9 protein-coding genes are annotated in these 13,973 nt (G+C 45.7%); 4 read left to right on the top strand and 5 right to left on the bottom strand.

The genetic code is table 11. The features are described from left to right. Position 1 precedes the first annotated feature (1 nt). The 3 genes from L2713_RS18015 to L2713_RS18005 form a co-directional block, all read right to left on the bottom strand. Positions 2 to 451, bottom strand: coding sequence for a hypothetical protein (locus tag L2713_RS18015; RefSeq protein ID WP_248968834.1), 450 nt, complete (start codon positions 449 to 451; stop codon positions 2 to 4). Positions 452 to 623: 172 nt separating this feature from the next. Further along, entirely contained in the window at positions 624 to 1,745 is a 1,122-nt protein-coding gene (locus L2713_RS18010) for a beta-ketoacyl-ACP synthase III (protein WP_248968833.1), read from the bottom strand. Continuing rightward, positions 1,742 to 3,088, bottom strand: a complete 1,347-nt coding sequence (locus L2713_RS18005) for an RDD family protein (protein WP_248968832.1) — start codon at positions 3,086 to 3,088, stop codon at positions 1,742 to 1,744. Before L2713_RS18005 ends, L2713_RS18010 begins: the two co-directional genes overlap by 4 nt. Before the next feature lie 245 nt (positions 3,089 to 3,333). Here L2713_RS18005 and cysK point away from each other — a divergent pair, with 245 nt between their 5' ends. From cysK to L2713_RS17985, 4 genes are all read left to right on the top strand, one after another. After that, positions 3,334 to 4,302: a cysteine synthase A gene (cysK, locus tag L2713_RS18000; RefSeq protein WP_011622282.1), complete on the top strand. Its 969-nt coding sequence runs from the start codon at positions 3,334 to 3,336 to the stop codon at positions 4,300 to 4,302. Between the two features lie 210 nt (positions 4,303 to 4,512). Next, a complete protein-coding gene (locus L2713_RS17995; protein WP_248968831.1) occupies positions 4,513 to 5,586 on the top strand; it encodes a methyltransferase in 1,074 nt (357 codons plus the stop codon). Positions 5,587 to 5,707: 121 nt separating this feature from the next. Then, positions 5,708 to 6,706, top strand: coding sequence for a TDT family transporter (locus L2713_RS17990; RefSeq protein ID WP_248968830.1), 999 nt, complete (start codon positions 5,708 to 5,710; stop codon positions 6,704 to 6,706). Between the two features lie 615 nt (positions 6,707 to 7,321). Beyond that, positions 7,322 to 10,036: a TonB-dependent receptor plug domain-containing protein gene (locus tag L2713_RS17985; RefSeq protein ID WP_248968829.1), complete on the top strand. Its 2,715-nt coding sequence runs from the start codon at positions 7,322 to 7,324 to the stop codon at positions 10,034 to 10,036. A gap of 151 nt (positions 10,037 to 10,187) precedes the next feature. On the opposite strand, the gene yfcC is transcribed toward L2713_RS17985, so the two are convergent. Both yfcC and focA read right to left on the bottom strand, forming a co-directional pair. Then, entirely contained in the window at positions 10,188 to 11,756 is a 1,569-nt protein-coding gene (gene yfcC / locus L2713_RS17980; RefSeq protein WP_248968828.1) for a putative basic amino acid antiporter YfcC, read from the bottom strand. Between the two features lie 281 nt (positions 11,757 to 12,037). Continuing rightward, positions 12,038 to 13,012, bottom strand: a complete 975-nt coding sequence (gene focA / locus L2713_RS17975; RefSeq protein WP_109287421.1) for a formate transporter FocA — start codon at positions 13,010 to 13,012, stop codon at positions 12,038 to 12,040. Between the last annotated feature and the right edge of the window lie 961 nt (positions 13,013 to 13,973).

Genomic DNA, 13,973 nt, shown 5'->3' with positions numbered 1-13,973 from the left:
ACTAAGACTCATGGATACCCATTAAGCTTGGGCTGGGAAGCGCAATCCCTAATGCGGTGAGCTCCACTCCCCAATGTCGCAGCAGCGCAAGATACGCCTGCTCAAAGGGATAACGTGGCTTAGGGAATACCCACGCTGAAGGGAAACACCATTCCTCCTCGCTCTCATCAATCGCTAAATAAATGGCGAAATCATGGTTTGTCTCGCTCAGCGCAGCGATTAGATTTGTCGCCATTGCAGCCCTGTGGGCAGAGGTAAATCCCAACTGTTCACCAAACTCATCAAACACATAAGCATCGAACAACGCTTGCAGCTGCGCGGGATCTAAAGGATCGTAGCGATTGAGTGTTTCCCCGAGCGTTTCCTCGCGGTCATAACAATTAAAAGCGCCAAGAAACCAACTAGGATTGGGATGAAACGGAAGTTCCGAATCAGGATGAACAAGCGTCATGGTGACAGGTTCTCGTATTGCTACTGAGGCTTTAAAGAAAAAGCGTTTTTAGGCCGCTAACTGCCTTGTCTGAGTAAAGGCATTTTCAGTTAAGGTACCGCATCAAGCCGTTTTATCAATGTGCTGATATAAAAGCTAAAGCCCCATTAGTGATAATGGGGCTTTAGTCAATTTAGCGCTTTTGCAGGATCACGCTACCGATGGAGTAACCCGCGCCAAAGGAGCTTAATAGCCCTAAATCGCCCGCATTAAAGTCAGCGGAATATTTATGGAAGGCAATCACCGAGCCAGCGGAGGCGGTATTGGCATACTCGTCGAGCACTACGGGCGCTTGCTCAGGCGTTACCTCATCCCCTAGCAGCTTTTTCACCACAAATTGGTTCATGTTGATGTTGGCTTGGTGCAACCACAAACGTTTAAAGGACTGTGGCGTGAGGGATTGCTCGGCCAATTGCTCGTCTAAATGTTGGTAGATCATCGGCAACAGTTCTTTAAAGACTTTGCGGCCCTGTTGGTGGAATAACTTATCCGCCTGATGCGCCGAGCTTGGATCGCAGCGATTTAAAAACCCGAAATTACTGCGAATATTGTTTGAGTAGTCAGTAAAACAACGGCTTGAAACAATGTTAAAGCCCTTATTGGCGGCCACTAGGCTTTGCTCTTCAAGCACCATAGCGGTCGCCACATCTCCGAAGATAAAGTGACTGTCACGGTCACGATAGTTCACCTGCGCCGAACAAATTTCGGGGTTAATCACTAACACCCGTGAAGCCGAGCCCGTTGCAATCGCATTGGCGGCGGCCACAATGGCAAAGGTGGCTGAAGAACAGGCAACCTGCATATCGTAACCATAGCCACGGGTCCCCAGTGCCCGCTGTATTTCAATCGCCATCGCAGGATAAGCGCGCTGCGTATAAGCACAGGCAACGATCACTAAATCGATTTGCTCGGCCTTCACATCCGCTTGTTTAAGCGCCATCACTGCCGCCTCAACCCCAATTTCGGCCTGCATAGATAACTCGTCACTGCTGCGCTCAGGAATAAGCGGCATCATGATTTCAGGATCGAGAATACCATCTTTAACCATCACATATCTGTGTTTGATGCCCGAGGCCTTCTCGATAAACTCACTGGAGGAATAAGACAGCGGCTCGACATGGCCCTGCTCAATTAACCCTGCATTTTCAAGGTTAAACATATCGACATAGGCGTTGAAGCTCTCCACCAAAGCTTCATTTGAAATACTGTGTGGCGGCGTAAATAAACCGCTGCCAGAAATAACGACCTGTTTCATAGGTGCTCCGAACGGGTGCTTGTTGTAAGGTGAGCAGACGTCGCATTATTCTGTGTTGGCACGGCGGCCAATGCGTATTCAGCCTGCGCCTGTTGCTGCTCTAATTGTTGCTTTTTATGCATTTGCGCTAAGTCTATCACGACTGTGGAAGATATTTTATCTTGGATCCCCTGCCGATTGGCATCCCAAAATATCTGCATAAAGCCCAGTAAGCCCGTCGTGAAGCCCGCCGCATAACCGCCATAACGGCCAAATGCTCCCCAAAGGCTGATTTTAGCGCCATCGAGTTGGATAACACGGATGCCTAAGAGTTTCTTACCTAAGGTCTGACCATCAAATTTGGCGGTAAACACAGTGAAGTAAAATGCGGCCCAGCCAAAGCCTAAACCCATATCGCTCATAAAGCCTTTGATCCACGCCAGCACACTGCGGGTGTCATTCTCTTCCTCATCATTGGCTTCACTGTTGCGGCTTTCGGTTTGATGCAAAGGATTGAGGTTGGCGTCAGGAACTAAGGGAGCGTTTTCCATGGCCGCTCGATTATCGGTTTGAGCGTGGGCTAATCCATCGGTTAGCGGTTCAGATACGGGAACGGCGTCAAGCTTGCCAGCGGGCGACAGATTTGCGAGCGACGGACTTGGCTGTGGAGGCGGTGATAATGTGCTTGGATCCTTAGCTAAATCCTTTGTTGAATTTTTCACAGAGCCCTTGGTGGAGTCTAGGGTGACTTCAAACACCTTCACCTCAGGCCAGAGGCTGCCCGCCATCATTTCATCACGTAACTGCGCTTTATCGGCATCGGATAACTCCGTGCTCGCTAAAGTATCTAATACCATATCGCGACGCTCAGCTGCCGACATTCCCTCCATGGGCACATTTTCGAGCGTCTGCTGCAAAGCACGGATCTGTTCACGGGCACAATCGATATTGTCACAGAGTCCGAGAGAGACGAGATCTGGAATCGCCTTAACAACAGCATTAATATCCTGGGGCGCGGAGACCTTTTCGCGGGAGGATTGATTCGATTGATGGAAATTCCACAAATTTCCCGCCGAGCTAAAGAGCATTAATCCCAGCATGGCAGCATAAAGGCCCCATTTGAGTAAGCGGCCAAATTGGCGACTGCGTTTCTCGATATAAATAATCCCCACCACCAGCAGAACAAACAGCCAATCCATTTGTTCGGCTAAAATAGTGATGAATAAACCGTCGATTAACATCGCCAGCGCCCGCCTTAATGGCGTCGCTAGCGGGGTGTAAAGCACAGATTCGGCAATAGTGAATGCCTTAGGGGTGACCATAGTTCTTGGATCTTTGCCCAGGTCCGTTTGTTGTTGCTTCATAGTGTGGCAATCCGGTTCCGATAGCGGTTTTATAAGTGAAACATCAAGTGGTTATTCTTTTATACGCGTATTTTTTTATTGATGTTAGCAAGAGGTTAACACAGTTAAACCCACAGCCAATTGGGCTTTGCGAATAACAGGATTGTCTTTAATAACCAAATCGAATAAAGAAGAACAAACAATCACTTCTAAATGCGCCACAGGCGATTATGATTCAATAGTGCAAACATAGGAGCAAGCAATCCATGAGCAAAATTTTCGAAGACAATTCATATACTATTGGCAACACCCCGTTAGTGCGTTTAAACCGCGTAAGCCAAGGTAAAGTGCTGGCAAAGGTCGAAGCACGTAATCCAAGTTTCAGTGTCAAATGCCGTATCGGTGCCAATATGATTTGGGATGCCGAGAAAAAAGGCCTGCTCACCAAAGATCACGAACTGATTGAGCCTACCTCAGGTAATACTGGTATTGCCTTAGCCTATGTGGCGGCCGCCCGTGGTTACAAGCTGACGTTAACTATGCCAAATACGATGAGCTTAGAGCGTCGTAAACTGCTCAAAGCCTTAGGTGCAAACCTCGTGCTGACCGAAGGCGCAAAAGGCATGAAAGGTGCTATCGATAAAGCGGAAGAAATCCGTCAATCAGCGCCAGAAAAATACATTATGCTGCAGCAATTTAATAACCCTGCTAACCCTGAAATCCACGAAAAAACCACAGGTCCAGAGATTTGGAACGATACCGATGGAGCTGTGGATGTGTTTGTTGCGGGTGTAGGTACTGGCGGTACTATCACAGGCGTGAGCCGTTACCTGAAGAAAGTGGCTGGCAAAGCCATTACTTCTGTCGCGGTAGAACCCGCAGATTCACCGGTTATCACCCAAACCCTAGCGGGATTACCAGTGCAACCAGGTCCGCACAAAATTCAAGGTATTGGCGCAGGTTTTATCCCTGGTAACTTAGATCTTGAGTTAATCGATCGCGTTGAAACCGTCACCAACGATGAAGCCATCGACATGGCGCGCCGCCTAATGCAAGAAGAAGGCATTTTAGTCGGTATTTCTTCTGGTGCTGCTGTGGTTGCCGCAAACCGCATCGCTGCTCTACCTGAATTTGCGGATAAAAACATTGTGGTTATCCTGCCTTCAGCTGCCGAACGTTACTTATCTTCTGTACTGTTCCAAGGCCAGTTTGGCGACGAAGAAAACATTCAGTAATCAGGCATTCGGCCTGCAAAAATACCCAGCCTCGTCTGGGTATTTTTATGGCCGAAATTTTAGGTAATCACGATTAACACCGCTTCACCGCCCCTCAGATCCGCATTTATAAGCTAAGTTGGAGCTAGTTCATAGTTTTCCATCGCCGCTCTGACTTTTGCCGTTAACTTCGCTATAAAGGCTGTATTTCTTTGTAAACTCAGCCAATTTATGTCCTTCTATCACATCCCGAAAGCCTTAAGTGCCTTTGATGCCAAATTTGAGGCGCAAAAAATCGCCTTTGGCCCCATCAGTTTTCAGGTTGCCCATTGCCTGCTGAAATTTGAAGTATTAGCCACCATTGACCAAGCAGGCGAGCAAGGGGTAAGCATTGCCCAACTCGCGCAAACCAGTGTGTTAAACGAGTATGCCCTTGGCGTCATACTCGATATGGGATTGAGTATGGGACTGGTATGGCTCAATGGCGATGCCTATGTGCTCGATAAAACAGGCTATTTTTTACTGCACGATGATATGACGGCCATTAACCTCAATTTTGTGCAGGATGTATGTTATCAGGGACTGTTTCAACTCGATAAGGCACTAGTCGCGGGTAAACCTGCGGGCTTAGCGGTATTTGGCGATTGGCAGACGATTTACCCCGCCCTTAAGGATTTACCTGCTGAGGCTAAAGCCAGCTGGTTTGCCTTCGATCACTATTATTCTGACCACGCTTTTCCGCAGATTTTACCCTTAGTGTTTGCCCATTTGCCCAAGCATTTAGTCGATATTGGCGGAAATACAGGGAAATGGGCGCTAAGCTGCTGCGAGTTTGATCCAGAGGTTGAAGTCACTCTGATGGACTTCCCCGGTCAATTAGCCGTTGCCAAAGACAATGCCGTCAAGCATGGCTTTGCCGAGCGGATCCACACCTTTGCCACCGATTTGCTCGATGAATCACGCCCCTTTGTCGAAGGCGCCGATACCTATTGGATGAGCCAGTTCCTCGACTGCTTCTCTTTGGAGCAAATCCTCAGCATTTTGCAACGCACCGCTCAGGCGATGACGCCAAACAGTCAGTTGTTCATTGTCGAAACCTTCTGGGACAGACAACCCTCCGCCGCCTCAGCCTATTGCGTCAATGCGACTAGCTTGTATTTTACTGCGATGGCTAATGGCAATAGCCGTATGTACCACTCTAAGGACTTGATAACGTTACTACATCAAGCGGGCTTATATGTCGATGAAGACACTGACAACCTTGGTCTGGGGCATACTTTGCTGCGTTGTAAACGAAAACCTTAAGCGTTATAAAATTTGAATATATGAATAAAATTAATCAATTTTATTTATCAAATCCTCGACCATACACTGACATTAACAGATAGACACATCGAATTAATGTCAGTGTTGAGAGGTAACAAACATGACTTCAAAACGTAAACGCTGGACAGCACAGGCAGCAAAATTACCTAGCCCTATGGGCGGACTCGCCCTCGCGATTGCAAGCTTAGGTTGGACTTGGGAGAGTGTGATGCCCTCACTCAATGGTTGGGGCCAACTGATGGGGGCAGCCATTGCCTCAGTGTTACTCATGCTGCTTGCGGCAAAATTTATACTGCATCCTTCAGTGCTGAAAAACGAACTCAGCCATCCGGTCGTCGGTAGTGTGATCCCGACATTCGCCATGGCCTTGATGGTAGTGTCGAACCTACTCGGCCATTATTTCCCCCATGCAGGCTTAATCCTTTGGCTAACCGCCATTGTTATCCATGTCATCTTTTTAGGCGCCTTTATTTACTACCGCGCTATCGACTTCAAACTCGAACATATGGTGCCCAGCTGGTTTGTGCCACCCATTGGCATCATAGTGGCGGCAGTATCCTTCCCAAGTAATGGCGCGCCTTGGTTAGTGAACTTAATCTTGGCCTTCGGCATGCTCGCATATTTAGTCATGTTGCCATTGATGCTCTATCGATTAATCTTCTGTCAGGCCGTGCCCGATGCCGCTAAACCAACGATTGCTATCCTCGCCGCGCCAGCCAGTTTATCGTTAGCGGGCTACTTAACTGTGTGCGAGCAACCTTCGATTGCCTTGGTCGCCATATTGGCCAGTATTGCAGTATTGATGACTGCAGTGATTTATCTCGCTTTTTTCCATCTGCTCACATTACCCTTTAGTCCTGGCTATGCTGCCTTCACCTTTCCCATGGTGATCGGCGCGACGGCACTGTTTAAAACCGCCCACTGGCTCGCGCAATTTAGTCAAATGAACGAGCTCAGCCAATGGGTAAAATTACTTGCCGACTTCGAACTCGGTGTTGCAACCTTAGTCGTTTGTTATGTCGCTATACGGTATTTAATCCATTACTTACCCAACCCAATTGATTATATTTTTACCAACCAGCATGTTGAGTATAAATAATCAGTATAGATAACCGTATAACTAAATAGATTAATTAATAAACAAAAATAATTTAATAATATGGCATACAGAATATCGGGATTGAATTTATATTCAATCCCGATATTTATTTAACACTCCTTAAGAATCTAAAACACACAAACCTTGCTTAAATTTCCATCTAAAATAAACAGATGCCTTTTCAATTAAAAACTTGTCCAGAGAGAAAATAAACAATACGACAACCATTAAATTCAAAAACCATAAAATCAAACAGTACAATGGACTATAAAATATATATTTTTATTTTAAAATAAAACGCAACCATGCCAAGAAACAAATAAAAACCAATTAAACAACCAATAAAATCCAAAGCAAAACAAATGAGCAACAAATCAAACAGCTAAGAAACAAAACAACCCATTTAAAGACGAAAACATGCCAGAATAAACAATATGAAATCTTGTTAAATATTTTCATAATCAACTTTTTAACATTTAATTAAAAATAACGGCTGTTGCACTTGTTATTTTCTTGTGTTTATATCCTGAGCCTAATTAAATGGAACACTCTTTCATTACAAAAGAATCCATTTAATAAAAATAAAAATGAACAATAAGAGTAAGGGAGAATAAAATGCGTGCTAATGTAACATTAGCCAAAGCGATTCGCTTTGCGTTAATTGGTGGAGCAACCTCTGTAGCATTATCAACTTCAGTTGCCATCGCTGCAGAAGACGGTGCTAAAGTTGAACGAATCGAAGTAACAGGCTCACGTATTAAACGTACCGATATGGAAACTGCAACACCAGTAACCGTATTAAGTGCTGATGATATGGCTAAACAAGGCTTTACTAACGTGCAAGATGCATTACAAAGCCTAACTTCAACCACTGGTGCAATGACTACTCAGTCAGTACATGGTTTTACTCCAGCAGCATCATCAATCAGTTTACGTAACGCAGGTGCCAGCAGAACATTAACTCTGATTAACGGTAAGCGTTTAAATCAATATCCTAAGCCAGCAGGCGGTACTGATAACTTCGTTGATACTGCAAACTTACCAATGGAAGCCGTTGCCAGAATCGAAGTGTTACAATCTGGCGGTTCTGCGATCTATGGTGCCGATGCTGTTGGTGGTGTAGTTAACATTATTTTAAAAAGAGACTTCGAAGGCGTTGCTTTAAAATATCGTCATGGTGACACTACTGAAGGTGGTGGACAAAGTGACCGTATCGCCTTATCTCTGGGTTCATCTTCTGAACGTGGTAACGTATCGACCTTTATCGAACTTACTGATACTGAACGCTTAGCAGCCACCGACCGTGCCGTTTTTGGTTTAGATACCGATAAAGTTCCGCACAGTAAATATTCACAGTACAGCTCATATGGTGCACGCATCGCAGCGCAACAAGCGGCAGATGGAACGACGCCAACAGGTCAACGTGTTTTAACACAAAATGAATGTGAAGCTGGTGGATTCCTTTGGACTGGTAAAACCTGTGGTTATGACCGTTCAAAAATGCGTGATTTGTCTCCAGAAAGCACTCGTTTTATCAGTTCAACCAACTTCAACTATGAGCTTGCTGATAATTTAAGCTTTGTTGGACGTCTTGATTTTGCACAAGCAAAATCGACAACACTTATCGAACCAATGGGGATTGATAACTACACAGTCAACGTTGCTGGTGACAAAATTACACTAGGCGTTGATAGCGATAGTTCTCTCACCAAAACATTCGATAAAACCACGGGTCTAGGTGGTGATTTCAAAAATGCTGGTGATGGTGATTATACCTATATTCGTCGTTTACATGAGTTTGGTAACCGTGGTGGCGAAACCAATACACGCAACTACTTCTTCACCGCTGGTTTAGAGGGCGTGATCGCTGATGATTACTCATGGGATACCTCTATCAATTACGGCCGTACTAACGTTGATGTTTACAGCAGTGGTTTTGCGACCGTTGGTGGATTATTCAACTATTTAGCAGAAGGTACTAATGGCCGTTCTTTATTATCATCAATCAGTAAAGATGATGTGAAGAGCGTTGCGTACACGCCATTTGAAAAAGCCCAATCGACTCAGAAAAACGTTCAAGCCAACATTTCAGGTCCAGCATTTGAGTTACCAGCTGGTCCAGCTGATTTCGCTTTTGGTGCTGAATACACCATCCAGGATTACGCCTCAGAATCTGATTCTGAGTCTGTAAAAGGCAATATTTTAAGCCGTGGTGGCTCATCGGGTTCAGGTGAACGCTCTTATTGGGCAACATACATGGAATTAAAACTTCCTGTTGTTGACAATCTAGTCGTTGATGCCGCGCTTCGCTATGACAGATATGATGATTTCGGTGGTAACGTTTCACCTCAGCTAACTGTTGAATACCGCCCAATTGATGAACTGCTGGTTCGTGGTTCTGTGAGTAAAGTGTTCCGCGCTCCAGATATGCACCGCGTTTATGGCGATGCAACAAAAGCTTTCTCAACGGTAATTGACTTTAAACAATGTCAGGCTCTAGGTGGTACGCCATCTCAGCCAAACTCAGATCCAAATCTCCATAAAATTTGTAACGAGCTGAACATTGACATCACAACTGGCGCTAACAAAGAGTTAGAAGCTGAAACAGGCTACACAGCCAATATCGGTGCCGTCTATGGTGGTGAGAGCCTAAATGCGTCTTTAGACATTTGGGAGTGGAAACTGGATGACATGGTGAGTGACATTTCTGCCAGTAAAGCCGCTCGTGAGTATGAAACGTACGAAAATATGATCACCCGTGATGCATTAGGTACTATTACTCACATTAATACCGTTGCTCAAAACCTTGCATATCAGAAAGTCCGTGGTCTTGACTTAACAGCAGGTTATGGCTGGGATGTTGGCGATTTTGGCGAACTGAAATTGAACTTCAACGGTACTTATATTTTACTGTCTGAAGGTCAGACCGATCCTACTGCAGCAATCGATGATGATATTGACGATGGTGGCTTACCACAATACAAGGCCAATATCATTCTAGGTTGGTACGTTAATGATTTTGAAACCACATTAGGTGCTTACCACACGGCTAGAATGCATGGTGTGGGCTATAAATCATTTAAGAAAGCTGCATTGGACAAAGGTCAACCGTTTGATGAAAGTGCAAACGAAATTGCCTCGCAAACTAAGTGGAACTTAACATCGGCTTATAACATTACCGATTCAATTAAAGTCACGGGCGGCGTAATGAACTTGTTCAATGCTGGACCAAACTTTGACCCAACAGACACGGGTTGGCCACACTATAACCGCTCATCTTATGATGCACGTGGTCGTGAATGGTTTATTGAAGGTGAAGTGAAATTCTAATTTCCCTATAGGAAGATAGAAAACCACACAAAAACGGCATCCTCGGATGCCGTTTTTTTATCTCCTGTTTAACCAATTAACTGAGTTAACCCTTAACGCCTATTTACCCGCAGCTTAAGGTGAACCCCAGCGCCCAGCGAAATCCGCGTACCTAGTTAAATCCAAGATAGTGCGCGCCAATCACCAGTACGCTTGAGACCAACATCAGCAGTAACATAAAACGCCATACAAATTTCAGCCAGTTGCCCCAATCGACGCGGCATACGCCAAGGGTCGCCATCAAAGACGCTGAGGTGGGCACTATGATATTGGTGAGACCATCGCCTAGTTGAAAGGCCAATACCGCCACTTGGCGCGTCACACCAACGATATCAGAGAGAGGAGCCATCAGTGGCATAGTCAATGCGGCTTGCCCTGAACCTGAGGTCACGAAAAAGTTGAATACGGATTGAAACAACAACATAAACCACGCCGAGAGCGCATCCGGCAGATGGCCAATCACCCCGCCAGCGCTGTTCAGAATCGAATTAAGCACACTCGGTTCCGTCGGTGTACCGCCGCCAAGGAGCAGTAAAATCCCCGAGGCACATCCCACTAAAAGGGCTGGCTCTAGCATGGTTTTAGCGCCATCCTTAAAACTCTGCGCGACCTTGTTAAGCGTTAAACCATTGAGCTTAAACACGCAGCCAATAACGCCGGCCACCATACCCATGGTAAAAAACTGACTGGCGATCTCGGGGATAAACCACGCCTTTGCAACAACGCCCCAAATCACCCACACCATAGTTAACACTAACAACAACAGTACCAACACATCCCCAAAATTAAAGCGGCTCTCGAGCTTTGTATTAGCATGGTGCTCACGGAAATAAGCATCGGACTGATAGCTATGGGAAAGAATGGGTTGCTGCTGAATGCGATGGGCGTAACGCATGGTAAAAACGATGCCAAGCAATGTGAATCCGAGCCACATAGGGAAGCGAAACTCACTACCAGAAAGAACCGGGATCCCCGCAATGCCTTGGGCAATCGCCACACTGAAAGGATTCATCCAAGAACTGGCGAAACCAATTTGGGTCGCCACATAGGTCACCATCACAGTGGTGATGCCGTCGTACCCTAAACGGATCATGAGTGGGCAGATGATAATCGCGAAGGCAATGGCCTCTTCTCCCATGCCAAATACGGCGCCGCCGAGGGAAAACAGCGTAAATATCACCGGAATGAATAACTTTTCATTGCCACGGGTTTTATCGATTAACTTTAAGATGCCGTTATCTATGGTGCCTGTGGCCATCACCACCCCAAAGGAGCCGCCAATCACTAGCATAAACATGATCACGCCAATCGCGCTGCCCCATTTAGACCCCGAGGTTAGCCCCTCAAAAGCGAAGTTAAAAAAGCCAACCCCGCCCTCGCCTTTAAACAGTGCCACGGGTTGTAACTTAGGCTCGCCCGCATCATCCAATTGATAGGCAAAAGAATTAGGGTCGACTACTGTCCGCGCTTTATCAACGCCATCGGCCAGATAATGCACCTCTTGGGTTTGAAACGAGCCAATCGGAATAAAGTAAGTCATTAATCCCGCAAGTAATGCCACAAAAAAGATGATCACTAAGGTATCGGGCATTTGAAAGGATGAGGGAGCGTGTGAAGCGGATGGTGCCATAGCAGTCTGAGCTGCTTCTGTTGGCTGAGTCGTCGAGGGTGGAGTCGTCATAGATGCGCCATTTTATGTCAAACGGAAAAGGCCGCACTATAAACTAAAGCGCTGTAAATCAGTACATAAAATCTTCATTCGCTTGCATGAATACGCAAAATGCTTACATCTATCACACCCAAGCAATCCACATAAAAATGTCAGCTATGGCGAATACAGCAAAAAAAGCCCAGTAACACTGGGCATTTTTTATAAACCTAAGGCAAACAGTCACTCAAGGCACACTTATCACAAACCTAAGTGACTGATTCGCTTAGTTACTGACTAGCTTAGTTGCTCTCTTACTTACTTTCTTGGCTATTTTTCGCCTTTTCAGTATGCAGAGGCGATGCAAAAAAGTGTGCCTGATGGGATTTTTGCGGATCGGGTAAGGCAATTTGACCTTGCTCAATCCACCAATAGCCGAGACCGACGATCACGCCACCACCGACAATGTTCCCTAAGGTCACGGGAATTAAGTTATTGAATACAAAGTTTGCCACGGTTAAATCGGCAAATTGCTCTTGGGTTACACCTAAAGAAGCAAAAAACTCAGGGCTGGCAACCGACTGAATGGTGATCCCAAGCGGCACCATAAACAGGTTTGCGATACTGTGCTCAAAGCCACTGCTGACAAACATGGCCACCGGGAGGATCAGTAAAATCGCTTTGGTTAGGGATTCGCGGCTGGCGAAGGTCATCCAAATACCCAGACATACCAACATGTTACATAAGATACCTAAGCTGAATGCCTGCACCCAAGTATGATGCAGCTTATGTTGCGACACTTTTAGCGCGTTTAAGCCCCAGTTACCGCCATCGAGCTCATACAAGCCCGCCGCCATGATCAAGCCAACCATTAACATGGCGCCGACGAAATTGCCGATATACACGCGGCTCCAGCATTTGAGCAATTCACTGGTGGTCACCTGTTTTTGCGCCCATGCAACGCTGCTCAGCACCGAACTGGTAAACAGCTCGCCACCACAAATCACCACCAAAATTAAGCCTAAGCTGAAGGCAATCCCGCCCACGAGGCGCACTAAGCCCCAGGCGCTATCACCGGCACCCGTAGTGACTGTTAGGTAAAACACAAAGGCTAAGGCAATAAAAGCGCCAGCAAATACCGCTAAACCAAAGGATTGCCAAGGCGCCTTAACCACTTTGCTTTTACCGTAAATTTCGGCTTGGTGATAACAACTAAAGTGTGAAGAAACCTGTATTGGCTCATGGCCAGTCGAGGATGTTTGTGGAGCGTTAGCATGTGAGTCTTTCATAACTGTACTCCCAAAACCGATAAACAAACGCGAACTTGCAACATAGGTCTCTCCTACAGCGCCCAAGCGCAAATCAAACCAATCAAAATTTACATTAAGACTTGCTTAAATGATGACTCACTAAAGTCACGCTTTGTAACATACAAATCGCATTGCGCGTGAAGCAGAGTTTGCCAAAGCGTGATGCTATTCACAGGTAAAATGTAAAATTTTTGAAGCCATAAACACAAAAGGTTAATTGGTCATACCAATTTTAGTCACTTTTTACCTTTTGGCTATGACGCTTTTAAAGCGCATTTCTAGCTAAGATGAAGCAGATTTAACCTTATAGAGGCCGAGTTTCCATAATCTAGATGACGACTTGGTGACGAGCTCCTGTTCGAACTGCATTCATTTAAGAAAAAACAATCATGTTTTCCATCCTCTCAAATGAAACGATTTCATGTCGGCTTATTTTCCGTCAAATGCCCTACTACCGCCCAGCATTCCGTATAAACAAGCCTTTTGCGATGGAGGCTTTATCAGGCCAAAGGCCGCCTAAATCGTAAACAATCAAAATCAATCGATACGGTGATAGCTTTCGTCGGTTAAAAGCGCGACAGTCAATCAAATAAGCGATGACATTGGCCCATAATCGGCCAGCAAAAGCGTGCTTTAAACCTTATTGTGCTAAAAAAATGCTACCTTGCTAGCAAATTTGCGATTAACCGGGCACAAACTCGCCCGTTTAAGATGCGAGAGTATAAGAGCTATGCTAATATGCTCATGGATAATTGGTCTTACCAATTTATAAAAGAGTTATCGATAACCGATAATCCAAGTTAAACGAATATTTGTCATCTTATCGGGTATCAATAGACAGACACTTGGCGCGATAAACATCCCCAAGTTCCAGTTCCCATCATAGGGCGTCATCTTGAAGGGAGCTTTAATCAGGAAATAGCGATTGGCCTATACTCAA

The organism is Shewanella seohaensis (genome assembly GCF_023283775.1).
Lineage (GTDB): Bacteria > Pseudomonadota > Gammaproteobacteria > Enterobacterales > Shewanellaceae > Shewanella > Shewanella seohaensis.
This window is presented reverse-complemented; position numbering and strand designations above follow the sequence as displayed.